Origin of the sequence: Paraburkholderia pallida, from assembly GCF_004524855.1 — a bacterium.
Classification (GTDB): Bacteria; Pseudomonadota; Gammaproteobacteria; order Burkholderiales; family Burkholderiaceae; genus Paraburkholderia; species Paraburkholderia oxyphila.
This window is the reverse complement of sequence record NZ_CP038151.1, coordinates 448,245-473,999: the sequence shown is the minus strand read 5'-3', so window position 1 is coordinate 473,999 and position 25,755 is coordinate 448,245. Positions and strand designations below refer to the sequence as shown.

The window sequence follows — 25,755 nt, the reverse complement described above, 5'->3', positions numbered from 1 at the left end:
CTATGGCAAACGGGCGGATGACGCTCCACGCGCATCCGCGCACCAGGCCTCCCACATGTGCCGATAAGCGGCCTCGACGTTGCGCGCGAAACGCGCGCCGTCCATGAGCGGCGAAGCCTCCATGCGCGCACGCAGCTCCGCGCGCAGCACGGCGAGCCGTGGCAGGTCACGCGCGAGCGCCGTCACGATGTCGACGTAGTCCGCATCGTTGTCCGCCGCCAGTTCCCGTAATCCCAGATTGGCCAGCAGGCAAAGCCCGGCGCGGCTCAGCGCCGTGCGGCCATAGCGGGTGGGAACCGGCACGCCCATCCACAAGGCGTCGAGACTCGTGGTGTGGCCATTGGCAGGAAACGTGTCGAGCGCGATGTCGATCTGGTGGTAAGTCCGAAGATAGTCGGTGCGCAGCTGAAATCCCACGAAGCTCACGCGCGCCGCATCAATGCCGTGCGCGGCCAGGCGCGCGGCAAGCTGCTCGCGGGCTCCGCCAGGCGGCGCCATCAACACAAGCCGCGCATCGGGCAGCGCCGCAAACACGCCGGACCAGAGCGACAGTGTTGCATCGGTGAGCTTGGATGGATTGTTAAGGCATCCGAATGTAATGTGCCCGGCCGAAAGTGCCGGCAACGCGTTCCCCTCCACGCCGGGCGCAAGCGCGTCGTAGCACCAGAAAGCGTCCGGCAGGCGCAGCGAACGTTCCGTGTACTGGTCGTCCACGCGCGGGTCATCAGGCGGATCGATCCATGGGTCGGTCAGCCGCCAGCCAATCGACGGGCTACCCGTCGTGCCTGGGTATGCGAGCCACGCCACTTGCACAGGCGCGGGCCGCCGCGCGAACAACAAGCGCCGCGCGCCGTCCATGTGCATCGTGAGGTCGACGAGAATGTCGATGCCGTCGTCGCGAATCTGCTGTGCAAGGCGTGCGTCGTCGAACTCCCTCACGTCGTGCCATCCGTCCGCGTAGCTCGCGAGGCGCGCAGTGACGTCGTCGCGCTGCGCGCTCAGCGCATAGCAGACGATCTCGAAGGCCGAGTGATCGTGATGGTCAAGGAGCGGCGTCGTGAACAGCGACTGGCAATGGTTGCGGAAGTCCGGCGAGACATAGCCGATGCGCAAGCGCCGCGCGGGGTCGGGCGGGTTCGCATGGCGCGCGCCTTCGCTCGCGGCCAGCAGCGCCGCCTCGTGCCGCGCCGAGAACTGTTCGGCCTCGGCGCGAATCGCATGTCCGTCGTCCACGGCGAACATCAGCGAGAACAGCAGATTGCTGTTTGCGCCGATATGACCGGGATCGCAGGCCATCGCCCGGCGATAGCAGGCAATGGCCTCGTCGATCCGGCCCGCCTTGCTGCACGCGTTGCCGAGATTGATATGCGCATCGGCAAAGTCCGGCTTCAGTTCGATGGCGCGCGTAAGCGCGGCGCGCGCCTCGTCGTGCCGGGCGAGCTTGAGCAGCACGTTGCCCAGGTTGCTCCACGCGGAGACTCGGCGCGGATCGAGTTCGACTGCGCGCTCGAGCACCGTCCTGGCTTCGTCGATGCGCGTCCCACCGCTCAGGATCGCGCCGATGTTCGTGAGGATCTCGACCGAGTCCGGTGCGAGCGTGCGAGCATCCTCGAGCACGGCCAGCGCTTCCGTGGTGCGCTTGCCCGCCAGCATCACCTTCGCCAGATTATTCCAGGCGTTCGCGTGGTTCGGCGCGAGAGCCACCGTGCGACGCAGCACGGTTTCCGCGCGCTCGAGCTCGTTGGCGCTCAGCAGCATGGTCCCGTAGTTGAAGTGGATGGCGGCATGCTGCGGCGCCAGCGCGAGCGCGCGTTCGAACAATTCCGACGCCCGTGCGGTATCGCCCGCTTCGCCGTACAGGTGGCCGAGGTTGTTCAGCGCGATGGGTGAGCCCGGCCGCAGTTCGAGTGCGCGCTTCAACGCGTAGATGGCCATGTCCCGCTCGGCGGCGCCAACGCAGGTCATGGCGAAGCCCACCAGAAACACCGGGTCCTCGCGCGACACAAGTGCGCGGCCGATCAGCGCCCTTGCTGCCAGGCGGTCGCGACCGATCTCGAGGAGGCCCGCGAGATGCAGCGCATCAGCGTCGTGTGGATCGGCGGCAACGAGACGCTCGCACATGGCGCGCGCGGTTTCGGTTTCGCCGCGTTGCCAGGCGGCTTCGGCGGCGGCGAACGTATCGCCGCTGACTTCGGGGGTTGGGGGCGTGGACATGGTCGCGGAATCTTCCATCAGGGCCAGCAAGCTCAGTCGCGCGTTCGGCCGCGACTGCGGGCGCCGATGTTAAGCAAACTGCGATCTCAAAGCATCCAGAACTCGCTTAAGCGACGAGCAGCGTTCTGAAATTTCGATGGCGTTTGCGGTGAGTCAAATTCCATGAACGTGCAGGCGCGGCGATGGGGGCCTTTCCGCGACTGCCCAGCGGCCTTTGCCGGACCCGGTAAGCGCCGCGCCAATGGTACGGTCTGCGCCAGGTCCCCGGTATTCGGCTTCCTCATGGCGCTCGACCATTTCAGCGATCTTCTGGCCTTTCTCGCCATTGCCTGCGAGCGCGACGACATAGGCGTGCGCCTCGGCGACCAGGTCGCCACGCTTGACCCGGCCCCGCTCAGCCGGCCTTGCGGCCCTCGACCGGATAGCCGGGATCGGTATAGCCCGGCGTCGACGCGTGGCCCGGCGGCACGAGGCTGTCGATGAACTGCTCGTCCTCGGGACTCAATTGAAGCGCCAGCGCTTCGATGTAGCTGTCCCAATGCGCCTCGGTGCGCGGCCCCGCGATCGTCGAGCTCACGAGCCGGTTGTTGAGCACCCACGCGAGCGCGAACGCAACCGAAGTCGTGCCGCGTTGCGCCGCGTGCGCCGCAATCCGCTGCGCGATGTGCAACGACTCGGCGCGCCACTCCGTCTGCTGGATGCGCCGGTCGCCGCGCCCCGCGCGGCTGTCCGCGGGCGGCGGCGCGTCCACCGCATATTTCCCGGTCAGCACGCCGCGCGCGAGCGGGCTGTACGGGACCACGCCCAGGCCGTAATGCGCGGCGGCGGGCAGCTGCTCGACTTCGGCACTGCGATCCACGATGTTATAGAGCGGCTCGCTCGCAACGGGCCGCTCGATGCCGAGCTGGTCCGCAATGCGCACCACTTCGGCGATGCGCCAGCCGCGGAAATTGGAAAGCCCGAAATAACGCACCTTGCCCTGGCGGATCAGATCGCCCACCGCCCGCACGCCCTCTTCGAGCGGCATATCGGCCAGGGCGCGATGGAAATAGAGCACGTCGATATAGTCGGTGTTCAGACGCTTCAGGCTCGCCTCGACCGACTGGAAGATCCATTTGCGCGACTGCCCCTGCTGGTTGGGACCCTGCGCCGGGCCCGCTGGATAGCCGAACTTCGTCGCCACGACCCAGTCGTCGCGGCGCGCCGCGATGGCGCGGCCCACGATTTCCTCGGAGCGGCCTGCGTGGTAGACGTCGGCGGTATCGATGAAATTGACGCCCTGCTCGAAGGCCTTGTCGATGATGCGCGTCGCTGTCGACTCATCGGTTTCGCCGCCGAACATCATGGCGCCGAGACACAACGGCGAAACCTTCAGGCCGCTGCGGCCCAGATAGCGATAATCCATAACCCAAAACTCCAGAGTGGCTGCACGTCGGATCGACGGCGAGAACGCTCATTAGAAACCAGCGCGCCCTTCGGATAAAGGTGGATAAACCGCATGCGTTCATGAATGGGGTTCATCAATCCCCATGCAGGCGCGCTCTGAGCGGCGAGGAGCCGCGCCTGCAATCGCCGCCGGCCTCAGCGCCCCACGCCCACCGCACCCTCTACTTCGAGGTCGCAAATCTGCGTTTCGTCGTAGCCATATTCGCGCAGCACCTCGACGGTGTGCTCGCCGTACAGCGGTGCGGGACGCGTGTGCGTTGTCGGGCCTTCCGAAAAGTGGACCGGCAAGCCTATGCCCTTGAACTGCCCGCTCACCGGATGCCCAGTCTGCACGATCATCCCGCGCGCGATGGCCTGCTCGTGCGAGGCCGCCTCGGGCACGCTGAGCACCGGCCCACACGGCAAGCCGATCTCGTCGAAGAGCGCAAGCCACTGCGCCGTGGTGCGCTCGCGCAGGCGCACACTCAGGATCTCCACGAGCGCAGCGCGATGGGCAAGGCGCCCCGCGTTGGTGGCAAAGCGCGCGTCGTCCGCGAGCCCGGGGATGGCGAGCGCCGCAACCAGCCGCTCGTAATTGCTCTGATTCGCCGCGCCCACATTGACCCAGCCGTCGCGCGTTTCGAACGCCTGATAAGGCGCGCTCGTGGGATTGGCCGAACCGGCCTTTTCGAGCACGGTGCCATCCGCGAAGTAATTGGCGAAAGCCCAGTACATCTGCTGCAAGCCTGCTTCGAACAACGAAGTATCCACCATCTGCCCGCGGCCCGTGCGCTGCCGGCTCGCCCAGGCGGCGCAGATGCCAAGCGCCGCCAGAATGCCCGCGTTGATGTCCGTGACCGGCGCGCCCGCCTTGATCGGCGCCTGCCCCGGCTCGCCGGTCATGCTCATCAAGCCGCTCATGCCCTGCGCGATGAGGTCGAAGCCGCCCTTGTCCGCGTACGGCCCGCTGCGCCCGTAGCCGGAGATCGCGCAATAGATGAGCCCCGGGTTCTCGGCCTTCAGCGTCTCGTAGCCCATGCCGAGCTTTTCCATCGTGCCGCGCCGGTAGTTCTCGGTCACGACGTCGGCGCTCGCGAGCAGACGCCGCAGCACGGCGCGGCCGCCCTCGGTCTTCAGGTCGAGCGCGATGCCGCGCTTGCCGCGATTGACCATCATGAACGAGGCCGACTCGCCGCTCGCGAGGATCGGCGCGAAACGGCGGCAGTCGTCGCCGCCCGGCATCTTCTCCACCTTGATGACCTCGGCGCCCATGTCGGCGAGCATCATGCCGCAGACCGGCCCCGACATGATGTGCGCAAGCTCGATCACCTTCATGCCCGCGAGCGGTCCCGTGCGTGCGCTTGCGTTTGATTCGCTGCGTCGCGTGTCTTCCATCTCTCAGCGTCCCTTGAATTGCGGCGTTTCCTTCGCGAGAAACGCCTGATAGCCGATGCGGAAATCCTCGCTGCCGTAGCACGCGAAGCCCTCGTCGCGCTCGGCCTGCGAGAGCGGCGCGGAATTGCGCGCGCGGCGCACGAACTGCTTGTGCCAGCGCGCGACGAGCGGCGCGCCCGCCGCAATGCGCTGTGCCGCGGCGAGCGCCTCCGCACTCACCTCGGCGTCGGGCACCACGCGCGTGACGAGGCCTTTGGCAAACGCTTCGCGCGCGTCGAGAATGCGGCCTTCGAGCAGGATCTCCAGCGCCACGGCCTCGCCTGCGAGGCGCAGCAGCGCTTCGAGTTCGGCATGCGCCATCACGAGCCCGAGATTCTTGATGGGCGCGCCGAAGCGGCTCGACTCGCCGCAGATGCGCAAATCGCACAGCGCCGCCAGCTCCAGCCCGCCGCCCACGCAAATGCCGTGAATCATCGCGACCACGGGCACCGGGCAAGCGTCGATCAGGCCAAGCGTGCGATGCATGAGCGCGCCGTACGCGCGCGCCTGCTCGACGTTCGAGCGGTCGGTGGCGAACTCGCCGATGTCGTTGCCGGGCGAGAAGGCCTTTTCGCCTGCGCCGCGCAGCACGATGCAGCGCAAGCTGTCATCGGCGGCAAGCGCCTCGAAGGTGTCGCCGAGCGCGCGCCAGAGCGTGCGCGTGAGCGCATTGAGCTTTGCGGGGCGATCGATCGTCACGATGGCGATCGCGCCGTCGCGTCCGGTGCGCTCCGTTTGAATGGCGCCGTGAGTGGCGGTATCGTCGTTCATGCGCGTTCCTCGCAGAGGGATCGTTTCCGGGAACGGCGCGCTCACCTCCGCGCGCCGCGTTTGACCTCCTCGCCCGCAGGCTCAGGCCGTCGTGTGTGCATGTGCACCGTCGACCGGGCCCTCCGCGCTGTCGAGCGCGCGGTCCGGGCGCATCGTGAACGAGAGCACGATGCCCAGCGCCATGATCGCCATCGACACGGTAAACGGCAGGTTCCAGTTGCCGGTGCGGTCGATCAGCCAGCCGCCCACCACGGGGCTCACGATGGCCGCCGCGGCCGAGCCCGTGTTCATGATCCCGCTCGCGGTGCCGGCGTGCCTGGGCGCGATGTCCATGGGCACGGCCCACATCGGCCCGATGGTCATCTCGTTGAAGAAGAAGCCCGCGCTCAGGCACAGGGCGGCCAGCGTCACCGTCACGTTCTGCGCGAGCAGGATGGGCGCGAGCGAGAGCAGCGTGAGCAGCATGCACACGCCCACCATCACGTTGCGCGCGAGGCGCAGGTTGCGGCTCTTCTTGAGGATGCGGTCGGTGACCGAGCCGCCGAGCCAGTCGCCCAGCACGCCCGCGAAGAACACGCCCGAGGCGAACAGCGCCGACTTCGCCAGGTGCATGTGATAGTTGTGCAGGAAGTACTGCGGAATCCAGCCGAGGAACAGCCACAGCACCCAGCCATAACAGAAGTACACGGCCGTGACTGGCGACATGCGCGCGACGAGCCGCCGCCACGGCACCGGCGCGCGCTCCTTCGCGCCGGAAAAGCGCTCGAGGCCTTCGCACTCGGCGGCGGTGATGCGCGGATGCGCGCGCGGATCGTCGCGGAAGTACCAGATCCACAGCACGGCCCAGATGAAGCTCGCGACACCCGTGACGATGAACGCGCCACGCCAGCCCGACATCAGCATGAGCCAGACGATGAGCGGCGGTGCGATGGCATTGCCGATGCGCGAGGCGGCGTGCGTCGTGCCCTGCGCGAAGCCGCGGCGGTTCGCCGGCATCCAGTTCGACATGGCGCGCGTGGCGGTGGGGAACGTCGCGCCTTCGCCAAGGCCAAGCAGCAAGCGCGCCACGATCATGGAGGCGAAACCGCTCGCGAGACCGGTGAGCACGGTGGCGCCGGCCCAGATCACGGCGCATATGGCGAGCGTGCGGCGCGGGCCGAAACGGTCGCCCACCCAGCCGCCGATGATCTGGAACAGCAGATACGGATACGCGAAGGCGGAAAACACGATGCCGACCTCGGTATGCGAGAGATGAAGCTCGGCCGCGAACTGGCTCGCAGCCGTGCTCACGTTGACGCGATCGACATAGGTGATGAGGTACATCGCGCACAGCAATAGCAGCACGCGTGTGGTGGCTCGGCGCAACATCATCGTCTCCTTGCTGGAAGTGTTCTGGCGCGGCGCGCGAGACGTGCGCTCGCGGCCCGCTTCGCCTCGCGGCGGGTACTTCAGGACTCCGGATGTTTCGACTTCTGTTTCGGGCGCACGGGCTGCCGCCCCTGTGCCGCTCGCAGGCGCTTCAGCGCGGTGGACTGAGTGCGCGCTCCAGCACCTGGGCAACGTGCAGTGCACGCGCACTGGCACCATCGGCGATCTGATGGCGGCAGCTCGTGCCATCGGCGACCACCAATGCGTCGCCGGCTGCCTGCGCGGCGCGCACCGCGGGCAGGAGCGCCAGCTCCGCCATCGCGAGCGAGGTTGCGTAATGCTCGCGCTCGTAGCCGAAGCTGCCCGCCATGCCGCAACACGACGATTCGACCTGCGCGAGCGCGAGTCCCGGGATCCAGCCGAGCACCGTCTGCACCGGCGTGAACGCGTCGAACGCCTTCTGGTGGCAATGGCCGTGGACGACGGCACGTGCTTCAGGCAACGCATGGAGCTTCAGGTCGAGGCGCCCCGCCGCGCGCTCGCGCACGAGGAATTCCTCGAAGAGCAGCGCGTGGCGCGCGAGCTTCGTGGCGGCCTCGCCGAAACCGTAGGCGGTCCATTCGTCGCGCAGCGTGAGCAGGCACGAGGGTTCCAGCCCCACGATGGGCACGCCGCGCTCGACCCAAGGGATGAGCGCATCGAGCGAGCGGCGCGCCTCGGCCTTCGCCTGATCGACGAGACCCGCCGCGAGAAAAGTGCGCCCACAGCAGAGCGGGCGCTCGCCGGCCACGGTGTTCAGGCGCACCGTGTAGCCCGCCGCCTCCAGCACGCGTTTGGCGGCGCGCGCGATGCCGGGCTCGATATAGTTGTTGAACGTGTCGACGAAAAGCAGCACTTCGCGCGCTGTCGAAGCCTTCGCCACATCATTCGCCATCGCCTCGGCCGTCCCGGTGAACGGGCGCACGATGCGCGGGAACGCGCGCTCCGGCGCGAAGCCGATGCGCCGCTTGAGCCAAGCCGCCACGCGCGGCAAGCGCTCGATTGCAGGCAGTGCGCCAGGCACGCGGCTCGCTAGCGGCGCATAGCGCGGCAGGTACGCAACGAGCCGCTCGCGCAAGTCCAGGCCGTGCGCGCGCTGCCATGCCGCGCGCGCCTCGATCTTCAGGCGCGCCATATCCACGCCGGTCGGGCAATCGCGCTTGCAGCCCTTGCACGAGACGCACAGGTCGAGCACATCCTTGACGGCGCGGCTCGCCAGACCGCCTTCGGCCTCTCCACTATTGACGCCGCCAGCGCGCTCCATGGATTCCAGCTGCCCCGACAAGGCAAGCCGCAACGTATTCGCACGCCCGCGCGTGACATGCTGCTCGTCGCGCGTGACGCGATAGCTCGGGCACATCGTGCCCGCGTCGAATTTGCGGCAGTGGCCGTTGTTGTTGCACATCTCAACGGCCTTCGCGAGCCCCTCGCTCGCGTCGCCGCCCGAACCCGGCGCGCCCTCGGCGCCCGTCAGCGGATCGCGCGTGACGTTCCATGTCGACCAGTCCAGCGCGGGCCGCCACGCGCGCTCGCGGTAGCCGGGCGCGAAGCGGAAGTTCGCGGCCTCGTCCATCTTCGGCGGATGGACGATGCGGTCCGGGCTCATGCGGTTCGCGGGATCGAAGAGCGTCTTGATTTCGGCAAAGGCCGCATTGATGCGTGGTCCGTACTGCCAGGCAACCCATTCGCCGCGGCACAGGCCGTCGCCGTGCTCGCCCGAGAACGCGCCCTTGTACTCGCGCACGATCTCAGCGGCCTCTTCGGCAATCGCGCGCATCTTCTGCGCGCCGTCGCGACGCATGTCGAGTATCGGGCGCACGTGCAGCGTCCCCACGCTCGCATGCGCGTACCACGTGCCCTCCGTGCCGTGGCGATGGAACACCTCGGTCAGGCGGCTCGTGTAGTCGGCGAGATGCTCGAGCGGCATCGCGCAGTCCTCGATGAAGGAGACCGGCTTGCCGTCGCCCTTCATGCTCATCATGATGTTCAGGCCCGCCTTGCGCACGTCCCAGAGCGCCTTCTGCGCGGCCGCATCGGGCATCTCGACCACGCTGCCGGGCAGGCCCAGATCGCCCATCAGCTCCACGAGCTGCGCGAGGCGCGCAAGCTGGACCTCGCGATCGTCGCCGGCGAATTCCACCAGCAGCACCGCCTGCGGCGTGCCCACCAGTGCGCGCTCAATCACGGGCCGGAATGCGGGATTGTCGAGCGCAAGGTCGATCATCGTGCGATCGACGAGCTCGACCGCGCTCGGCCCGAGCTTGACGATGTGCTGCGTGAGCTCCATCGCCCCGTAGAAGGTGGGAAAATTCACCACGCCCAGCACCTTGTGGCGCGGCAGCGGCGCGAGGCGCAGCGTCAACTGGCGGCTGAACGCCAGCGTGCCCTCGGAACCCACCAGCAGGTTCGCGAGATTCGGCTCGCCGTCGCGCTCGAACGCGAGCGGGTTCTGGCAATCGAACAAGTCGAGGTTGTAGCCGGCCACGCGGCGCAGCACCTTCGGCACACGCTCGCGCAGTTCGTCACGCTCGCGTTCGGCAATCGCGCGCACGCCCTCGACGAGCGCTCGCGTACGTGCGTCGCTGGACATTTCGTATAACTTACCGAAACCGGTCTCGTGGCCATCGGCGAGGATCGCGTCGATGGCCGCCACGTTGTGCACCATGATGCCGTACTCGATCGAGCGCGAGCCGCACGAGTTATTGCCGGCCATGCCGCCTATCGTGCATTGCGCGCCCGTGGAGACGTCCACCGGAAACCACAGGCCGTGCGGCTTGAGCCACGCGTTGAGATGGTCGAGCACCACGCCCGGCTCGACCGTCACGGTGCGCGCTTCGGCGTCGAAGGCCACGATGCGGTTCAGCCACTTGCTCGTGTCGATCACGAGCGCCTCGCCCACGGTCTGCCCGCACTGGCTCGTGCCGGCACCGCGCGCCAGCACCGGCGCACCCGTATCGCGCGCGATGTCGAGCGCGACGCGCAGATCGTCCTGGTCGCGCGGCACCGCCACGCCAATGGGCATGATCTGGTAGATCGACGCGTCGGTGGCGTAGCGGCCCCGCGAGGCGCGGTCGAACAGCACGTCGCCGCGCAATTCGCGCGTGAGCCGCGCGGCGAGCGGGGTGAGCGCCGCACGCGCGGAAGCAGGCATGAGCCGGATAGGCTGAACGAGCGGTTTGGGTGTGGACGTGAGCATCGGATAGTCGGTCGAAACGTCGGGCGTTCAAACGTCGTGCATCGGTTCGTCGCGGGTTGCGTGCATCAGCACACTGGCGAGGCGTGAGCTCACGCCACCGCCTTCAGCCGCGGCGCGCTCTCATGCTGCGCGAGGTAGTCCATCGCCGCGCCCACGCCGCTTTCGCGCAGCGTGACGCCCGCGAGCCGCAGCCCCATCTCGCAGCCCGCGAGCGCCGCCATCAGCGCGAGATCGTTGCAGTCGCCGAGGTGGCCGATGCGGAACATGCGCCCCCTCACCTTGCCGAGCCCCGTGCCCAGCGAAAGATCGAAGCGTTCGTAAATGAGCTTGCGCACCGCGTCGGCATCCACGCCGTCCGGCATGATCACGCCCGTAAGGACCGGCGAATACACGGCCGGGTCCACGCATTGAATCTCGAGCCCCCATGCCGTTACCGCCGCGCGGCACGCGGCCGCCAGCCGACGGTGACGCGCGAACACATTGTCGAGCCCCTCGCCCAGAATCATCTCGAGCGCTTCCGAGAGGCCATATAGCAGGTTCGTATTGGGCGTATAGGGCCAGTAGCCGTCCTTGTTCATTTCGACAATCTCGGCCCAGCTCCAGAACGCGCGCGGCAGCAACGCTCCGCGGCTCGCCTCCAGCGCCTTCTGCGAGATCGCGTTGAAGCTGATGCCGGGCGGCAGCATCAAGCCCTTCTGCGAGCCCGACACGGTCACGTCCACACCCCATTCGTCGTGCCGGTAGTCGGCGCATGCGAGGCCCGAGATCGTGTCCACCATGAACAGCGCCGGGTGCCCCGCCGCGTCGATGGCGCGGCGCACGGCGGCGATATCGGAGGTCACGCCCGTCGAAGTCTCGTTGTGCACGACGCAGACCGCCTTGATCGCATGGCCCGTGTCCGCGCGCAGACGCGCCTCGATCATGTCAGCCTGCACGCCGCGCCGCCAACCTTCCACGCCGGGCAGGCCGAGAAACTCGGGCTTCAGGCCCAGGCTCTCCGCCATCTTCTTCCACAGCGTCGCGAAGTGGCCGGTTTCGTACATCAGCACCGCGTCACCGGGCGAGAGCGTGTTGGTGAGCGCCGCCTCCCACGCGCCGGTGCCCGAAGCGGGATAGATCACCACGGGCTGCGTGGTCTTGAAGATTTTCTTGATGCCGTCCAGCACCGAAAGCCCCAGCGCGCCGAACTCGGGCCCGCGGTGGTCGATGGTCGGATAGCTCATCGCGCGCAGGATGCGGTCGGGCACGGGGCTCGGGCCGGGAATCTGCAGGAAATGGCGGCCGGCGGGATGGAAGTCGAGTTTCAGCATGAAGAGGTCCCACGTTCAAGGAAGGTCGGAAGTACTTCAGTCGATGCCACCCGATTCAGCCGAAATGGCATTTTGCATGCAAAATACTTTAGTCCACCGCTGAGCAGATGCAAGGTGAAATTGGCCGGAATCGGCCCAGGGGAAACCCGGCGGTGCGCCGCAACCGAGCGCCGGCGGCAGCCAGGCTAGAATGAGGGCAAGTTGGACGATGGGGTCTCGTATGCAAAATGCAGACATTCCGGACGCGCAACTCGCGTCCGCACAACCTGACGCGCCGGAGCTCGCGCTGCCGAAGCTCGCTCGCCAGCGCCTGCACGACACGGTGGTCGACCACCTGCGCGAATTCATCGTCGAGGGGCAGCTCGCGCCCGGCGTGAAGCTCAACGAGCGCAAGCTGTGCGAAGTGCTGGGCATTTCGCGCACGCCGCTGCGCGAGGCCCTCAAGGTGCTCGCCGCCGAGGGGCTCATCGAGATCTCGCCGAACCGTGGCGCAACCGTTGCGCAGCTGAGCGAAGCCGAGATACGCGACATGTTCGAGCTCATGAGCGGGCTCGAGGCGTTCGCGGGCGAGCTCGCGTGCGAGCGCATCAGCGAAACGGAGCTCGCGCAAATCAAGGCGCTGCACGCGGCCATGTTGCTGTGCCGCGCGCAGAACGACCTGTCCGGCTACTACTCGCGCAATCACGCGATTCACGACCTCATCAACATCGCGGCGCGCAACGCGGCGCTGCGCCAGACCTACGTGACGCTGAACCGGCGCCTGCAGGCGCTGCGCTTTCGCTCCAACTTCCAGACCGCCAAGTGGGACAGCGCGATACGCGACCACGAGGGCATGATCGCCGCGCTCGAAGCGCGCAACGGGCCTGCGCTCTCGAAGATCCTGCGCGGCCACCTGCTCGCCAAGCGCGATGCCGTGCTGGCCGAGCGCACGCTCAGCGTCGCAGGGATGAGCCGCGAGAAGTAGCGCGCACGCGCGAGGCGACGTTCATCGGCTCGCGCACCCATCGTCAATTTGCCTCGAAAAGCAGGGTTCGATTCGATCGGGAATTGATACCCATCCGATTTATATCGTCATCCCGATTATTTACCCGATATGACACGTTCAGGCACATTTGCTGCGATCGTTGACCACGATGTCAATCATATCGATCGCCCCCCATGGTAGACGCGCTCAATCGATTGGCCTATACTCAGCCTTCATTCACAAAAAGCATGATCTCGTGCGAGACGTGATGTAACTGCGGTGATGCAGCTTCGTACTTCGTTGCGTACGCATCCGTTTCGCCACATCAAAGGGGCCACCGGCCCCAGCGGCCTGGGCCTCTGCCCTCCGCATCCATGCCGTCCTCGCAGGACGGTGCCCTGCTTCAGCGCGCACGTGCCGTTTCATTGCGTCGCTGGGCTGAACATGACAATCAGACGAACGCACTAGCGCGTTCACTCGACTGCCCGTCGCACACCGTTGCGGCCGGCAAGGACTGTTTCCGTCAGTTCAATCGCGGCCATGCCGGGATTACGAACTTCCATCGCGGCGCCATCTGGCGTCTTCGCGGCGTGTGCGCTCGTGCGCGCCGCACCGAGATCGAGGGGGCGTATCTTCATGACTCGACGCACTGTCCAACTGCTGGGCAGCCTGATAGCCATAGCCGTCATCGCATGGGCGCTCGCCCGTGGAATCGGCGCCGAAACGTTTCGCAGCCATGCGGGCGATCTCGCTTATTACGCGTGCCGTCACATGCTACTGGTTGCCTGGTCCATGGCGCTCGCCATCGTCGTGGGCGTGCCTGCCGGCGTGATGCTGAGCCGGCCGCGGCTTCAGCGCCAGGCCGAGCGCTTCATGCAGATCTTCAACATCGGCAACACGATTCCGTCGCTCGCCGTGCTCGCCATCGCGCTCGGTATTTTCGGCATCGGCGATATGCCGGCCATCGTCGCGCTGTTCCTTGCCTCGCTGCTGCCCATCACGCGTAACACCTACGAAGGCGTGAAAAACGTGCCCGCGGCGCTGCGCGAAGCCGCCAAAGGCATCGGCATGACCGGCTGGCAGTCGCTCACCCGCGTGGAGTTGCCCAACGCGCTGCCGATCATCGTAGGCGGCGTGCGTACGGCGCTCGCCATCAACGTGGGCACGGCGCCGCTCGCCTACCTGATTGGCGCGGACAGCCTTGGCTCGCTCATCTTCCCCGGCATCTATCTCGACAACCAGCCCTTGCTGCTGCTGGGCGCCTCGCTCACCGCGATACTCGCGCTCGTGCTCGACGGCCTCGTCGCGGCCGGCAGCCGCCAGTGGATCGTGCGTCGCGGAGGTGTTGCATGATCGCCTTTCCCACCGCTCCGTTCATATTTCGCAGTGCGATTCGATCGATCATGCGCCTGTGTGCCGTGGGTACGCTGTGCGTGGCCGCAAGCTCTTCGGCGTTCGCCGCCAAGCTCGTGCTGGGCGCGAAGAACTTCACCGAGCAATACGTGCTCGCGGAAGTGACGGCGCAGTACCTCCGCTCGCGCGGCTACGACGTGGAAGTGCGCTCCGGGCTCGGCAGCACGCTCATGCGCAGCGCGCTGGAGAACGGCCAGTTCGATCTCGTGTGGGATTACACGGGCACGGCGGCGCTCGTCTACGACAAGCTCAAGGACAAGCTCTCCCCCGAGGACATGTACCAGCGCGTGAAGGCACTCGATGAGCCGCGCGAGCTCGTCTGGCTCGATGCCTCGCCGCTCAACGACACCTACGCAATCGGGCTGCCCAGCCAGTTCGCCCAGACTTCCGGCATCAAGACGGTTTCGCAGCTCGCCGACTATCTGAAGACCCAACCCGATGCGAAGCACATCGTGTTCGGCATGGACGCGGAATTCGCGAACCGCCCCGATGGCCTCAAGCCGCTGCTGGACACCTACGGCATGCAGTTCAGCCGCTCGCAGATGAAGCAGATGGACCCCGGACTCGTCTACACGGCGCTGCACAACAACCAGTTGAAGATCGGCCTCGTCTACACGACCGATGGCCGCGTGAAGGGCTTCGGCATCGTGCCGCTCGATGACGACCGACACTTCTTCCCGCCGTACAACGCCACGCCCGTGGTGCGCAAGGAGGCGCTCGAGCACAACCCGAAGCTCGCGGCGCAACTCAACGCGCTTTCGGCGGCGCTCAACAATGACGTGATGCAGGACATGAACAAGGCCGTGGACCTCGACGGCAAGTCGCCGCGCGACGTGGCCGACGCCTTCCTGCGCACGCATCAGCTGCCTTGAAGGAGATCTCATGAACGTATTCGACTATCTCGCTTCGAGCTGGCCCGATCTGTTGCAACTCACCTTGCAGCACATCTGGCTGGTAGGCATTGCCGTGGGCTGCGCGATCGTGGCGGGCGTGCCGCTCGGCATCGTCATCAACCGTCACGAGTGGCTCGCGGGCCCGCTGCTCGGGCTCGCCACCATCGTGCTCACGCTGCCGTCCATCGCGCTGTTCGGCCTCATGATCCCGTTCTTCTCGCGCTTCGGCCAGGGCATCGGCGCGGTGCCGGCCATCACGGCGGTATTCCTCTATTCGCTGCTGCCGATCATGCGCAACACCTACCTGGCACTGCGCAACGTGGACGCCGGCATCAAGGAAGCCGGCACGGGCATTGGCATGACCTCGTGGCAGCGCCTGCGCCTCGTAGACTTGCCGCTCGCCGTGCCCGTAATTCTCGCTGGCGTGCGCACCGCGGTCGTGATGAACATCGGCGTGATGACGATTGCCGCCGTGATTGGCGCGGGCGGCCTCGGCACGCTGATCCTGCGCGCCATCGGCCAGAGCAGCATGATGAAGCTGCTGGTGGGCGCGGTGCTCGTGAGCGTGCTCGCGATCGTCGCCGACCTGCTCCTGCAGTGGCTGCAGCGCGCATTGACACCGAAAGGAGTGCAAAAGACATGATCGAACTCGACAAACTGACCAAGACCTTCACCCAGAAGGACGGCCAGCCCGTGCGCGCCGTCGACTCCGTGAGCCTTGCGGTGGCCGAAGGCGAAATCTGCGTGTTCCTCGGCCCCTCGGGCTGCGGCAAGACCACCACGCTCAAGATGATCAACCGGCTCATCGCGCCGACCTCGGGCCGCGTGCTCATCAACGGCGAGGACACGTCCGGGCTCGACGAAGTCGACCTGCGCCGCCATATCGGCTACGTGATCCAGCAGATCGGCCTGTTCCCGAACATGACCATCGAGGAGAACATCACGGTGGTGCCGCGCCTGCTCGGCTGGGACAAGAAACGCTGCGCCCAGCGCGCGCAAGAGCTCATGTCGATGGTCGCACTCGATCCGAAGCAGTATCTGAAGCGCTATCCGCGCGAGCTCTCGGGCGGCCAGCAGCAGCGCGTGGGCGTAATTCGCGCGCTCGCCGCCGACCCGCCCGTGCTGCTGATGGACGAGCCGTTCGGCGCCGTGGACCCGATCAATCGCGAGTCCATCCAGAACGAGTTCTTCCAGATGCAGCGGCAACTGAAGAAGACCGTGATCATGGTGAGCCACGATATCGACGAGGCCATCAAGCTCGGCGACCGCATCGCCGTGTTCCGGCGCGGCCAGCTCGTGCAATACGATCACCCCGACACGCTGCTCGCGCGCCCGCGCGACGAATTCGTCGCGCAGTTCGTGGGCCAGGACAGCACGCTCAAGCGTCTGCTGCTCGTGAAGGCCGGCGACGCCGCCACGCAGCCCGAAACGGCGCGCGTAGACACGCCGCTCGCGCACGCCTTCGCGGTCATGGACGAAGCGGACTGCCGCTATCTGACCGTGCTCGACGAAGCGGGCCATGCGCTCGGCTATGTCACGCGCCGTGCGGCGCGCGGCGGCGACGGCGCGTGTGGCGAGCGCGTGACGCCCTTCGCGGCCAGCGTCTCGGTGGACGACAACCTGCGCATCGTGCTTTCGAAGATGTATCAGTTCAGCGCTTCGTGGATGCCGGTGCTCGATGCCGATGGCGCGTGGATGGGCGAGATCACGCAGGACTCGATCGCGGCTTATCTGAGCTCGGGCCGTTCGCGCCAGCAAACGGGCCAGCCACCCGGCGGCGCGGTCGGCGTGATCCCAGCCGGCGCGGTTGCATGAGCGCCGCCTGAGTGCTGCGACTCGACTGAGGCAGCACACGCCAGCTTTGTGCGGGCGGGCGCCGCGTGCGCTTTCTTAAGTGTTTCCTAAGTTTCGCGTAAGCATAATGTCTGGCTGCGAAACACGCCGTGTACGCGGCGCTCCGGGCTTCACTCATGAAACGCACGTATCAGCATCGCGGCCATACCCTCGACGTCAGCGTCGAAACCGTCTGCCGCACCCAGGAAGGCGCCGCCGCCGCGCTCGACCATATCGCCCTGCTCCTGATTTCCTCAGACGAAAAGATGCCGTTCGCCTCGCTGCGCATCGACCGCGCGGCGGGACGCGCATTCGCTTCGGAAGCGGAAGCGCTGATGGGCGGCTATAGCGTGGGCAGCAGCATCGTCGACAGGCTCATCGACGACGGCAAATGGATCACTGAGGAAATCGCCAGCGCCGCGCCTTGATGCGCGCGCGAACGGGCGGATTGCTTCGGATACCCGAGCAAATGGCGACTCACGAGGGCAAATGCGTCTCGATGCCGTCGAGCGCCGCGCGCCGTTCGATCCAGCGCACCGCGAGCACCGCTGCCGACACGAGTGCGATCACGCCGAGGCGAAAGTCCAGCGTCGCAAACGAGATCGCCGGCACGCGCAACACCACGATCGCAACGAAAACGACAGCTTGAATGAACATCGTCGTAAGGGCGATGACGAGCAGATCTGCACGCAACCGTGCAAAGGACGGCGGCTTCATGGCGGGACTCACTCCAGAGCGGGCAGGCGTTCGGCGCGCATTCGCCGCCACGGCGTGGAGCCGATGCTGCGGCGATGCGGGCAATGATCCGGTGGCTAGCAATGAATGGATCGCCACCGGGCCGCAACGATCTTAACGAAGCCTGGCTGAAGAGAACCTTAAGCGCCTTTCGAGGCCCGTGCGCACGAACGGCTTACGCCATAGCACCATGAAAGCCGTTCGTTAGCACGCCGTTTTCATCCCGCAAGAAAGCGCTGCGCGAGCCGCACCCATGCCGCCGCGCCGAGCGGCAGCACCTGGTCATTGAAGTCATAGCCGGGGTTGTGCACCATGCAGCCGCCGAACTCGCCTTCACCATTGCCGAGCAACATATAGCAGCCCGGCACGGCCTTGAGCATCCACGCAAAATCTTCGCTGCCGTTCAGTCCCTTCGGCGCCTGCACGACCACGTTCTCCACCCCCACCAGCTCCGTGCAAACCTGTTGCGCCAGCAACGTTTCATCGGGCGTGTTGACCATCGGCGGCGTGAGCTGCCGGTAATCGATATGGGCCTCCACCCCGTGAGCCTGCGCTGTGGCCGCCACGATCTCGCGCACGCGTTGCTCCACGAGTTCGCGCGTCTCAGGCCGTGCCGCGCGAATGTTGACGCCTAGCGTCACTGTCTCCGGAATCACGTTGTGCGTGGCGCCGCCCTTGATGAAGCCCACCGAGACCACGGCGGTGTCGTCGGGCGCGACGTTGCGCGCGACGATCGTCTGCAGCGCCGTGATGAGCGCGGCCGCCGCCACGATGGGGTCCTTCACGCGATGCGGCATGGCGCCGTGGCCGCCCACGCCCTTGAGCGTGACGTCGGCCACGTCGGACGACAGGCTCACCGGCCCCTCGAGCACGCGGAACGTGCCGGCGGGCACGCCCGGCATGTTGTGCAACGCGTAGACGGCGTCGCACGGGAAGCGCTCGAACAGGCCGTCATCGATCATCGCCTTCGCGCCGCACAGGTTCTCTTCGTCGGGCTGGAAGATGAGGTTGAGCGTGCCGTCGAAGTCGCGCCGCTCCGCCAGCGTCTTGGCCGCCGCAAGGAGAATGGCCGTGTGGCCGTCGTGGCCGCACGCGTGCATCTTGCCCGCGTGCTGGCTCGCATACGGCAGGCCGGTGTTCTCGACGATGGGCAGCGCATCCATGTCGGCGCGGATGCCCAGCCGCCGCTTGCCCGTGCCCGCCTTCAACTGCCCCACCACGCCGCTACGCCCGATCCCCGTGTGCACTTCATAGCCCCACTTCTCGAGCAGCATCGCCACGAGCTTCGCCGTGGCGCCCACTTCGAAACCCAGTTCGGGCTGCGAATGAATCTGGCGACGAATGCCGATGAACGTTTCGGCGTCGATTTCGATCTCGGGCAGTAGCGTGGGCAACAGTTGAAACGGCGTAAGCGTGGATTCGCGCTTCATGTCGGTGGCGTCCTTGTGATGTTGGTTAAGTTCAGAAGGCGCAATGGCGCCTGCCGCGTGTTCAGTCGACGCGGCGCTCCTCTATGCGCCAGACCGCGAGCAGCGTCACGAGCCCGCACGCGACCATGTAGAGCGCCGGAGAAAGCGGGTTGCCGGTCTTCGCAATGAGCCAGGTGACGATGAACTGCGAGCTGCCGCCGAACACCGTCACGCCCACGCTGTAGATCACCGAAAGGCCGCTCGCGCGCACCGAGGCGGGCAGCATTTCCATGAGCACGAGCAGCATCGGCGTCGAGCCGAGATTCGAAGCCGCCGTCAGCAGCACCGAAAGCGCGAGCACGAGCGGCACGCTGGGAAAGCGCGTCATGAGCCAGAACGCCGGCACCACCGCGATAAGGTTGAAAGCGAGCGAGGCCATGACGAGCGGCTTGCGCCGCGTGAGGCGATCGGCGAGACGCCCTGAGACCAGCGAGGCGACCAGCATCGTGATGCCAGTGGCGCAACCCGAGAGCAGCGAAAGCGAAGGCGGCATCTTCAGCACGCGAATCATGTAGGTAGGCATGAAGAAGACCACGAGATACATGCTGACGGTGCCGGCCGTCACCGCGAGGATGCCCTTGAGCACCTTGCTGCCGTGCTCGCGCATGAGCGTGCCAAGGGGGCTGGGCGCATCGGGCGCGGCCTCGTGCGTCTCGTCGAGCTTCGCGCGGATATAGAGGCCCACCGGCGCGATCGCGAGGCCGCCGAGGAACGGCAGACGCCAGCCCCAGCTTTCGAGCGCATGCGGCGAGAGCGTGGCGTAGAGCATGGCGCCCGTGAGCGCGCCGATGAGCGCGGAGATGCCCTGGCTGCCCAGTTGCCAGCTCACGCGAAAGCCGCGCTGCCCCACCGAGCCCGACTCCATCAGCATGGACGTGGCCGCGCCGATCTCGCCACCGAGCGAAAAGCCCTGCAGCAGGCGCCCCGCGAGCAGCACGAGCGAGCCGTAGACGCCGGCCTGCGCATAGGTGGGCGCCAGCGAGATGCACAGCGTGCCCGCCACCATCAGCGCGATGGTGAGCGTCATCGCGGCCTTGCGCCCGCGCCGGTCGGCGTAGCTGCCGATCACGAGGCCGCCGAGCGGACGCATCACGAAGCCGATGCCGAAGGTGGCCACCGCGAGCAGCAGCGAGCCAAAAGGACTGTCCGAGGGAAAGAAGAGCCGGCCTATCAGGAGCGCGAAGAAACTGTAGACCGTGAAGTCGTACATTTCCAGCGCGTTGCCGATCGAGCATGCGGCGATGAGGCGGAACTGGCTCTGGCGTGCCGGTGCGTGGCTGGGAGCGGCGGCGTGCGCGATGGCGCCCGTATCGTCGGCGGCGCTGAGCGTAGCGTCATTCATGGCGGATCTCCGCAAGCAGGGTTGAACGTCGCGTTCGTGGCAAGCGCCGTGCGCCTTCGGCGTGCCCCTTCATGCGCTCATGGCGCGCATGCGGCCGTGTTGACTTCCATGCAAACGGCAGGCGCTGGTCGATATTCAGGCAAGGTTCACTTTTGAAAGAAGTGAGAAATTTTTATCGTGATAACCAGATAGAATCACCGTCATAACCATCGTGCAGCGGCCATCGGGATAAGTACCGACGCTCATCGGCCCGCGAAGCGCCCGTCGGGCGACGCTCTGGAGGAATCATCGGATGAAACTGCACCAGTTGCGCGTGCTGCTCGCGCTCGCGCAGCACGGCAGCATGCATGAGGCGTCGCGCAGCCTGCACGTCTCGCAGCCCGCGCTTTCCAAGGCGATCGCCGAGCTCGAGCGCGAGCTGGGCGTGACGCTCATCTCGCGCTCCGTGCGCGGCGTGAGCCTCACGAATTATGGGCGCGCGCTCGTCAAGCGTGCGAGCGTCGTCGAGCACGAGTTGCGGCATGCGCTGGAAGACATCGAATCGATGCGCGGCCACGCCGAGGCGCAGCTCAATATCGGCTTCTCGGCGGTGGCCTCTAGCGGCCCCTTGCCGGAAGCCATCGCCGCGTTTCGCGAGCGCTTTCCGGCCGTGGCGATCCGCGCCTACGAACTGCGCCCGCAGCAGATCCTCGAAGGCCTGCGCGAAGGCCATCTCGATCTCGCGCTCATCTCCACGAATAGCGGCCCCGGCACCGGCGCGTTTCAGTGGGAGCCGCTCTTTTCGGTAGGCATGCTGGTGGCCGCGCGCCCCGGCCACCCGCTCGCGCGCACGACGAGCATCCGCTCGCTCGTCGATGCGGAATGGCTCACGCTCGATCCGCTCGACGACCCCGGCAGCCCGCTCGCGAGCCTGATGCGTCTGCACCGGCTGGAGATGCCGCGCAATGTCGTGCAGAGCAGCTCGAACCTGCTGGGCTTGCAGCTCGCCACCTGCACGGATCTCATCAGCGTGTGGTCCGATTTCGTGTTCTATGGCCGCACCGGCCCGCTCGCGCTGAATCCCGATGCGCTCAAGCCCCTGCCGATCCGCGATGAATTACCGGACTATCACGTCTTCATGGTGTATCGCTCGCCCGATCTGATGACGCAGACCTGCCTCGAATTCAGCAAGGAGATTCGCCATCGCGGACGCAAGATGGTGTCGCCGCGTCTCGCGGCGCAAGCGGCGGCGCGCGGGCGCAAAGGAAGTGGCGCGCAGACGTAACGAAGCAACGCGGGGCTGAAAATCAGGCACTCGGCCGGGCTATCGGCACAAGCGCCCGCGCACGCAAAACCCCTCGATTCAGGCCTTGCGCGGGCCATTCAACACGAGCCGCGCTTCCAGGCCGCCGCCCGGGCGGTTGTGCAGCGAAAGCTGCGCCCCCATTGCGACGGCCAGTTGACGTGCGATCGCCAGGCCGAGGCCCGTGCCGCCCGTGCCGCGGTTGCGCGAGGTTTCGAGCCGGTAGAACGGCTCGAACACCGCTTCTAGCGAGGCCTCGGGAATGCCGGGCCCGCGGTCGAGCACCGAGATCGTGACCTGAGCGTCGCCCGGCCCCTTGATCAGCGCAATCTCCGCCGCGCCCGCGAACTTCAGCGCGTTGTCGACGAAGTTGCCCACGATGCGCTTGAGCGCCTGGGCGCGCGTGACCATCGCGAGCGGCGCGCGCGTCTCGTAGCGCACGTCGCTGCCGGCATCGGTGTAATCGCACACGAGGCTGTCGAGCAGCGCGTCGAGGTCCACGCGCATCGGCACTTCGGCCGCGCCGTGCAGCGTGCGCGCGTAGGCCACGCCCTCCTTCACGAGCTGCTCCATTTCCTGCAAGTCCTGCCTGAGCTTCGTACCCTGGGTATCGTCGTCCATGACGTCCACGCGCAGGCGCATGCGCGTGATGGGCGTTTGCAAGTCATGCGAAATAGCCGCGAGAATCTGCATGCGCTCGGCCATATAGCCCGCGATGCGCGCCTGCATCGCGTTGAAGGCGCGCGCGGCGCGTGCCACCTCGGAGGGGCCGTCCTCTTCCAGATGCTCGGCCTTGAGGTCGGGACCGAGCGCGTCGGCGGCGCGCGCGAGCGCATCGAGTGGACGCGTCGCGATGCGCACCGCAAGCCAGCAGCACACGGCCAGCACGACGAGCTGCACGAACAGCACGAGCGGCAGCCAGCGCGAGAGCGGCAGCGACGGTTGCGGACGCACGTCGATGGTGAGCGGCGAGCCGTCGGTCAGACGCAGATGCACCTGCAGGTGCTCGCGCTCGCCGGGAATCGCATTGGCCGTGAGCGCATAGTGCTTGCCGATGCCCTTCTCGATGGCCGACTCGTAGCGCCGCGAGAGCTGCGCGTCGGGCGCGACGCCGGGCACGCCCGGGCCGAGCACGAAGGTGTAGCTGCGCCGCGCGAGGCGCGGCAGCCAGGCGGCACGCTCGGCCGGCGGCAGATTGTCGAGCAGCGCCACCGAGCTGGCTACCTCGCGCTCGACGTAATCCATCATCATGTTGGCCGTGGTCTCGTCGCGCTCAGTGAGCGTGAGCCAGACCGACAACGTCTGAGCGAGCGCGAGGCCCACGCAGAGAATCAGCGCGAGCCGTGCGAACAGCGTGCGCGGCCAGCGCAGGAGATGGCGTCGCGCGCCAGCGGCGGCGGTGTCGCCGCGCTGCGCATCATGGCTTGCCGTGCTCATTGCGGCCCTTCGATCACGTTCACGGCCGCCGAGAACACATAGCCCTCGTTGCGCAGCGTCTTGATGTAGCGCGGCTCGCGCGCGCCATCGCGCAGGCGCTGCCGCAAACGGCTCACGAGCAGGTCGATCGAGCGGTCGAACGCGTCCGCCTGGCGCCCTTGCGTGAGGTTCAGCAACTGGTCGCGCGTGAGCACGCGCTGCGGGTTATCGAGGAACACGCGCAGCAGCCGGTATTCGGCGCCCGAGAGCGCGACGAGCGTGCCCTCCTCGTCGAGCAGGTGGCGCGCCGTGGTGTCGAGCCGCCATTCGCCGAAGCCGAGCATCGACGCCGTTTCGCTCACCTGCATGCCCGGCGGCAGCATGCGCGCGCGGCGCAGCACCGAGCGGATGCGCGCGAGCAGCTCGCGCACGGCGAAGGGCTTGGCGAGGTAGTCATCGGCGCCCATTTCGAGGCCGACGATGCGGTCGGTCTCCTCGCTGCGCGCCGTGAGCATGAGCACCGGCACCGTGCGAAAACGCCCCGCACGCAGGTCACGGCAGAGCACGAGGCCGTCCTCGCCCGGCAGCATGAGATCGAGCACGATGAGGTCGGGCGCGCCGTTTTCGAGCGCGGCGCGCATCTCGCGCCCGTTCGCGGCCAGCGTCACGCGCATCTCGTTCTTTTCGAGGTAGTCGGCAATCAGCTCGCGAATGCCGCGATCGTCGTCGACGATCAGAATGTGGTCGCTCTTTTCCATGCGCCGATCATACTCCGCGCGTGGCGGCGCCTGTGCCGCTTCTTGAGCCGCCGCTCGAGCCGCCCGTGCCGCGCCCCAGCGACTTGCGGCCGCCATTGGGCGCGATCTTCTCGCGCCGCGTGAGCGTGGCGAGCGTGCACGAGAGCGGATGCACCGCCTCGGTCGCTAGACCGCCCGCCAGCAGCGCGAGCACTGCAAAGAGCCGCCTCATGCGTCCTCCACCACCGAAAGGCTCGCGCCGTCGTTCAGGCCGGCCTCCAGCGAGTAAACGTCCACGCCTTCGAGGCAGCCGAGATTCACGCGCCAGAGCGCGGGGTCCTTGCGCGTCTGATGAAAGGGATAGATGCCGCAATGCCGGCAGAAGTAGTGCTTCGCCACGCGCGTGTTGAACTGATAGAGCGTGAGGGCATCTTTGCCGCTCACGATGGTCAGCTCGCCCGCGGCAAACGGCGGCGACATGAGCGCGCCTTTGCGGCGGCACAGGCTGCAGTTGCAGCGCGAGGCGGGCGTGAGCGCGGTGCGGACCTCGAAGCGCACGGCCCCGCAGTGACACGAACCATGCTGGATCTCTGCATTCATGCTGCGTTCTCCTCGATGCGTCGATTGCGATGGATGCTTTATAGCGCAGCGCGCGCGGCGCCATGTATCTCAATGTATCTGTGCGTACGGCCGATACAAAACATTGCACGTTGGCGCCGATTCGCGAGTTTCCGCGTCGCGCAGGACGCACGGTATCAGATTCATCCGGCTTGCATGCCCAAGCTGCCATCGTCGAGAATGTGCGCTTCTCCCACTCATTGCCATGCCATGAAAATCGCCGCACTCTCGGACATTCACGGCAACCTCCCCGCGCTGGACGCCGTACTGCGCCATATCCGCTCGCAGGGTGCCGACCTGATCGTCAATCTCGGCGACATCGTCTCCGGATCGATCTCGCCGGCCGAGACCGCGGACCGCCTGATGGCGCTCGATCTGCCCACCATCCGCGGCAATCACGAGCGCCAACTGCTTGCCAACGATCTCGCGGGGATGAGAACGTCCGATCGCTTCGCACGCGCGGCGCTGCGCGCCGATCAGCTCGACTGGATCGCCCAGTTGCCGGCCACGCTGCGCATCGCGGACGAGGTGCTCTTGGTTCACGGCACGCCCGAAAGCGATCTCGATTATTTTCTCGAGACCGTGACCGAAGCAGGATGCCGCGCCGCCACTCAGGCGGAAGTCGAGCGCCGCGCGGGCGACGGCCCCGAGCGGCTGATTCTCTGCGGCCATACGCATGTGCCGCGCAGCGCGATGCTCGGCGACGGGCGTCTCGTCGTCAATCCGGGCAGCGTGGGACTGCAGGCCTATGAGGACGACCTGCCGTGGCCGCATCGGATCGAAACGGGTTCGCCGCACGCGCGCTATGCAACCGTCACGCGCACGAAGTCAGGCTGGGATGCCGAATTCCATGCGGTCGAGTACGACTGGGACGCGACGGCGGATCTGGCGCGCGCCAATGGGCGGCCCGACTGGGTGATGGCGTTGCGTGAGGGACGTTGTTGAAACAGCGTGTTGTCCGGCTCCAGCCACGCGATCTTCAAAACCCCTTGGCCGGGCGATCCACGCGTGAACATCCAGAACGAGCGCGGCAAGGCCAAGGTGTATCAGGTGCGACAGGTTCTTGAAGCGCTCGACAAACTGAAGGAAGGGTAACCATGGCCCACGATCACTACACCTACCGCATCACGTGGTCCCCGGAGGATAGGGAGCATGTCGGGCTCTGTGCAGAGTTTCCGTCTCTTTCATGGCTCGACAAAACGCCGGAAGCGGCGCTAACGGGCATCCGCCGGGTCGTCGCCGACGTCGTGCGCGATATGAACGCAAGCGGCGAGAAGGTCCCCGAACCCATCGCGT

24 protein-coding genes and 1 pseudogene are annotated in these 25,755 nt (G+C 66.7%); 10 read left to right on the top strand and 15 right to left on the bottom strand.

The annotated features are described in order from the left end of the window. From E1956_RS37045 to E1956_RS37015, 7 genes are all read right to left on the bottom strand, one after another. Positions 1 to 2,214, bottom strand: coding sequence for a tetratricopeptide repeat protein (locus tag E1956_RS37045; protein ID WP_167760250.1), 2,214 nt, complete (start codon positions 2,212 to 2,214; stop codon positions 1 to 3). 394 nt (positions 2,215 to 2,608) lie between these two features. Continuing rightward, complete coding sequence (locus E1956_RS37040) at positions 2,609 to 3,619, bottom strand: aldo/keto reductase (protein WP_134758331.1); 1,011 nt, start codon at positions 3,617 to 3,619, stop codon at positions 2,609 to 2,611. 176 nt (positions 3,620 to 3,795) lie between these two features. Continuing rightward, positions 3,796 to 5,034 carry a CaiB/BaiF CoA transferase family protein gene (locus E1956_RS37035; RefSeq protein ID WP_232072353.1) on the bottom strand — a complete coding sequence of 413 codons (1,239 nt, stop codon included), beginning with the start codon at positions 5,032 to 5,034 and terminating at the stop codon, positions 3,796 to 3,798. Positions 5,035 to 5,037: 3 nt separating this feature from the next. After that, a complete protein-coding gene (locus tag E1956_RS37030; RefSeq protein WP_134758330.1) occupies positions 5,038 to 5,844 on the bottom strand; it encodes an enoyl-CoA hydratase/isomerase family protein in 807 nt (268 codons plus the stop codon). A gap of 81 nt (positions 5,845 to 5,925) precedes the next feature. Then, the gene (locus E1956_RS37025; protein WP_134758329.1) at positions 5,926 to 7,215 is read right to left on the bottom strand and encodes an MFS transporter; all 1,290 of its coding nucleotides are present in this window, start codon (positions 7,213 to 7,215) and stop codon (positions 5,926 to 5,928) included. Positions 7,216 to 7,363: 148 nt separating this feature from the next. Continuing rightward, a complete protein-coding gene (locus tag E1956_RS37020) occupies positions 7,364 to 10,447 on the bottom strand; it encodes an FAD-binding and (Fe-S)-binding domain-containing protein (protein WP_134758328.1) in 3,084 nt (1,027 codons plus the stop codon). 89 nt (positions 10,448 to 10,536) lie between these two features. Continuing rightward, positions 10,537 to 11,757, bottom strand: coding sequence for a pyridoxal-phosphate-dependent aminotransferase family protein (locus E1956_RS37015; protein ID WP_134758327.1), 1,221 nt, complete (start codon positions 11,755 to 11,757; stop codon positions 10,537 to 10,539). A 220-nt stretch (positions 11,758 to 11,977) separates the two neighbouring features. On the opposite strand from E1956_RS37015, the gene E1956_RS37010 reads away from it, so the two are divergent. Further along, a complete protein-coding gene (locus E1956_RS37010; protein WP_134758326.1) occupies positions 11,978 to 12,721 on the top strand; it encodes a GntR family transcriptional regulator in 744 nt (247 codons plus the stop codon). A 473-nt stretch (positions 12,722 to 13,194) separates the two neighbouring features. Here E1956_RS37010 and E1956_RS37005 read toward each other — a convergent pair whose 3' ends face one another. Then, positions 13,195 to 13,359 carry a hypothetical protein gene (locus E1956_RS37005; RefSeq protein ID WP_232072351.1) on the bottom strand — a complete coding sequence of 55 codons (165 nt, stop codon included), beginning with the start codon at positions 13,357 to 13,359 and terminating at the stop codon, positions 13,195 to 13,197. On the opposite strand from E1956_RS37005, the gene E1956_RS37000 reads away from it, so the two are divergent. The 5 genes from E1956_RS37000 (at position 13,358) to E1956_RS36980 (ending at position 17,288) form a co-directional block, all read left to right on the top strand. After that, positions 13,358 to 14,074 carry an ABC transporter permease gene (locus E1956_RS37000; protein ID WP_134758325.1) on the top strand — a complete coding sequence of 239 codons (717 nt, stop codon included), beginning with the start codon at positions 13,358 to 13,360 and terminating at the stop codon, positions 14,072 to 14,074. The two genes, E1956_RS37005 and E1956_RS37000, sit on opposite strands and share 2 nt — an antisense overlap. Beyond that, entirely contained in the window at positions 14,071 to 15,006 is a 936-nt protein-coding gene (locus E1956_RS36995) for a glycine betaine ABC transporter substrate-binding protein (RefSeq protein WP_134758324.1), read from the top strand. The genes E1956_RS37000 and E1956_RS36995 overlap by 4 nt, the downstream gene beginning before the upstream one ends. Positions 15,007 to 15,016: 10 nt before the next feature. Continuing rightward, entirely contained in the window at positions 15,017 to 15,670 is a 654-nt protein-coding gene (locus E1956_RS36990) for an ABC transporter permease (RefSeq protein WP_134758323.1), read from the top strand. After that, a complete protein-coding gene (locus tag E1956_RS36985; RefSeq protein ID WP_134758322.1) occupies positions 15,667 to 16,842 on the top strand; it encodes an osmoprotectant ABC transporter ATP-binding protein OsmV in 1,176 nt (391 codons plus the stop codon). The genes E1956_RS36990 and E1956_RS36985 overlap by 4 nt, the downstream gene beginning before the upstream one ends. A gap of 155 nt (positions 16,843 to 16,997) precedes the next feature. Next, complete coding sequence (locus tag E1956_RS36980; RefSeq protein WP_134758321.1) at positions 16,998 to 17,288, top strand: hypothetical protein; 291 nt, start codon at positions 16,998 to 17,000, stop codon at positions 17,286 to 17,288. A gap of 49 nt (positions 17,289 to 17,337) precedes the next feature. On the opposite strand, the gene E1956_RS36975 is transcribed toward E1956_RS36980, so the two are convergent. The 3 genes from E1956_RS36975 to E1956_RS36965 all read right to left on the bottom strand — a co-directional run bounded on the left by E1956_RS36975 (position 17,338) and on the right by E1956_RS36965 (position 20,406). Next, positions 17,338 to 17,577, bottom strand: coding sequence for a hypothetical protein (locus E1956_RS36975; RefSeq protein WP_134758320.1), 240 nt, complete (start codon positions 17,575 to 17,577; stop codon positions 17,338 to 17,340). 236 nt (positions 17,578 to 17,813) lie between these two features. Then, complete coding sequence (locus tag E1956_RS36970) at positions 17,814 to 19,025, bottom strand: M20 aminoacylase family protein (protein WP_134758319.1); 1,212 nt, start codon at positions 19,023 to 19,025, stop codon at positions 17,814 to 17,816. A gap of 61 nt (positions 19,026 to 19,086) precedes the next feature. Beyond that, complete coding sequence (locus E1956_RS36965) at positions 19,087 to 20,406, bottom strand: MFS transporter (protein WP_134758318.1); 1,320 nt, start codon at positions 20,404 to 20,406, stop codon at positions 19,087 to 19,089. 292 nt (positions 20,407 to 20,698) lie between these two features. Between E1956_RS36965 and E1956_RS36960 the strand changes: the two genes are divergently transcribed. Further along, complete coding sequence (locus tag E1956_RS36960) at positions 20,699 to 21,670, top strand: LysR family transcriptional regulator (protein WP_134758317.1); 972 nt, start codon at positions 20,699 to 20,701, stop codon at positions 21,668 to 21,670. A 78-nt stretch (positions 21,671 to 21,748) separates the two neighbouring features. Here the strand turns inward: E1956_RS36960 and E1956_RS36955 are convergent, their stop codons facing one another. Genes E1956_RS36955 through E1956_RS36940 form a run of 4 tightly spaced genes read right to left on the bottom strand, consistent with a single transcriptional unit; the run spans position 21,749 to position 24,441 of the window. Continuing rightward, on the bottom strand, positions 21,749 to 23,125 hold the full coding sequence (locus E1956_RS36955; protein WP_134758316.1) for a sensor histidine kinase: 1,377 nt from the start codon (positions 23,123 to 23,125) through the stop codon (positions 21,749 to 21,751). Continuing rightward, complete coding sequence (locus E1956_RS36950; RefSeq protein ID WP_134758315.1) at positions 23,122 to 23,862, bottom strand: response regulator; 741 nt, start codon at positions 23,860 to 23,862, stop codon at positions 23,122 to 23,124. Before E1956_RS36950 ends, E1956_RS36955 begins: the two co-directional genes overlap by 4 nt. A gap of 7 nt (positions 23,863 to 23,869) precedes the next feature. Next, complete coding sequence (locus tag E1956_RS36945) at positions 23,870 to 24,073, bottom strand: hypothetical protein (protein ID WP_134758314.1); 204 nt, start codon at positions 24,071 to 24,073, stop codon at positions 23,870 to 23,872. Beyond that, positions 24,070 to 24,441 (bottom strand): GFA family protein, encoded by a 372-nt coding sequence (locus E1956_RS36940; protein ID WP_134758313.1) that lies wholly within the window; start codon positions 24,439 to 24,441, stop codon positions 24,070 to 24,072. Before E1956_RS36940 ends, E1956_RS36945 begins: the two co-directional genes overlap by 4 nt. Before the next feature lie 228 nt (positions 24,442 to 24,669). Here E1956_RS36940 and E1956_RS36935 point away from each other — a divergent pair, with 228 nt between their 5' ends. From E1956_RS36935 to E1956_RS36925, 3 genes and pseudogenes are all read left to right on the top strand, one after another. Beyond that, the gene (locus tag E1956_RS36935; protein WP_134758312.1) at positions 24,670 to 25,404 is read left to right on the top strand and encodes a metallophosphoesterase family protein; all 735 of its coding nucleotides are present in this window, start codon (positions 24,670 to 24,672) and stop codon (positions 25,402 to 25,404) included. A 9-nt stretch (positions 25,405 to 25,413) separates the two neighbouring features. Further along, positions 25,414 to 25,554 carry a hypothetical protein gene (locus tag E1956_RS36930; RefSeq protein WP_232072349.1) on the top strand — a complete coding sequence of 47 codons (141 nt, stop codon included), beginning with the start codon at positions 25,414 to 25,416 and terminating at the stop codon, positions 25,552 to 25,554. Between the two features lie 2 nt (positions 25,555 to 25,556). Beyond that, positions 25,557 to 25,754, top strand: a pseudogene (locus E1956_RS36925) (toxin-antitoxin system HicB family antitoxin); the annotation flags it as partial. Position 25,755: the final 1 nt, after the last annotated feature.

What these genes read in the sequence shown, in the direction of transcription:
- E1956_RS37045 (WP_167760250.1), bottom strand. Translation starts at nt 2,214, where the DNA reads ATGTCCACGCCCCCAACCCCCGAAGTCAGCGGCGATACGTTCGCCGCC.
- E1956_RS37040 (WP_134758331.1), bottom strand. Translation starts at nt 3,619, where the DNA reads ATGGATTATCGCTATCTGGGCCGCAGCGGCCTGAAGGTTTCGCCGTTG.
- E1956_RS37035 (WP_232072353.1), bottom strand. Translation starts at nt 5,034, where the DNA reads ATGGAAGACACGCGACGCAGCGAATCAAACGCAAGCGCACGCACGGGA.
- E1956_RS37030 (WP_134758330.1), bottom strand. Translation starts at nt 5,844, where the DNA reads ATGAACGACGATACCGCCACTCACGGCGCCATTCAAACGGAGCGCACC.
- E1956_RS37025 (WP_134758329.1), bottom strand. Translation starts at nt 7,215, where the DNA reads ATGATGTTGCGCCGAGCCACCACACGCGTGCTGCTATTGCTGTGCGCG.
- E1956_RS37020 (WP_134758328.1), bottom strand. Translation starts at nt 10,447, where the DNA reads ATGCTCACGTCCACACCCAAACCGCTCGTTCAGCCTATCCGGCTCATG.
- E1956_RS37015 (WP_134758327.1), bottom strand. Translation starts at nt 11,757, where the DNA reads ATGCTGAAACTCGACTTCCATCCCGCCGGCCGCCATTTCCTGCAGATT.
- E1956_RS37010 (WP_134758326.1), top strand. Translation starts at nt 11,978, where the DNA reads ATGCAAAATGCAGACATTCCGGACGCGCAACTCGCGTCCGCACAACCT.
- E1956_RS37000 (WP_134758325.1), top strand. Translation starts at nt 13,358, where the DNA reads ATGACTCGACGCACTGTCCAACTGCTGGGCAGCCTGATAGCCATAGCC.
- E1956_RS37005 (WP_232072351.1), bottom strand. Translation starts at nt 13,359, where the DNA reads ATGAAGATACGCCCCCTCGATCTCGGTGCGGCGCGCACGAGCGCACAC.
- E1956_RS36995 (WP_134758324.1), top strand. Translation starts at nt 14,071, where the DNA reads ATGATCGCCTTTCCCACCGCTCCGTTCATATTTCGCAGTGCGATTCGA.
- E1956_RS36990 (WP_134758323.1), top strand. Translation starts at nt 15,017, where the DNA reads ATGAACGTATTCGACTATCTCGCTTCGAGCTGGCCCGATCTGTTGCAA.
- E1956_RS36985 (WP_134758322.1), top strand. Translation starts at nt 15,667, where the DNA reads ATGATCGAACTCGACAAACTGACCAAGACCTTCACCCAGAAGGACGGC.
- E1956_RS36980 (WP_134758321.1), top strand. Translation starts at nt 16,998, where the DNA reads ATGAAACGCACGTATCAGCATCGCGGCCATACCCTCGACGTCAGCGTC.
- E1956_RS36975 (WP_134758320.1), bottom strand. Translation starts at nt 17,577, where the DNA reads ATGAAGCCGCCGTCCTTTGCACGGTTGCGTGCAGATCTGCTCGTCATC.
- E1956_RS36970 (WP_134758319.1), bottom strand. Translation starts at nt 19,025, where the DNA reads ATGAAGCGCGAATCCACGCTTACGCCGTTTCAACTGTTGCCCACGCTA.
- E1956_RS36965 (WP_134758318.1), bottom strand. Translation starts at nt 20,406, where the DNA reads ATGAATGACGCTACGCTCAGCGCCGCCGACGATACGGGCGCCATCGCG.
- E1956_RS36960 (WP_134758317.1), top strand. Translation starts at nt 20,699, where the DNA reads ATGAAACTGCACCAGTTGCGCGTGCTGCTCGCGCTCGCGCAGCACGGC.
- E1956_RS36955 (WP_134758316.1), bottom strand. Translation starts at nt 23,125, where the DNA reads ATGAGCACGGCAAGCCATGATGCGCAGCGCGGCGACACCGCCGCCGCT.
- E1956_RS36950 (WP_134758315.1), bottom strand. Translation starts at nt 23,862, where the DNA reads ATGGAAAAGAGCGACCACATTCTGATCGTCGACGACGATCGCGGCATT.
- E1956_RS36945 (WP_134758314.1), bottom strand. Translation starts at nt 24,073, where the DNA reads ATGAGGCGGCTCTTTGCAGTGCTCGCGCTGCTGGCGGGCGGTCTAGCG.
- E1956_RS36940 (WP_134758313.1), bottom strand. Translation starts at nt 24,441, where the DNA reads ATGAATGCAGAGATCCAGCATGGTTCGTGTCACTGCGGGGCCGTGCGC.
- E1956_RS36935 (WP_134758312.1), top strand. Translation starts at nt 24,670, where the DNA reads ATGAAAATCGCCGCACTCTCGGACATTCACGGCAACCTCCCCGCGCTG.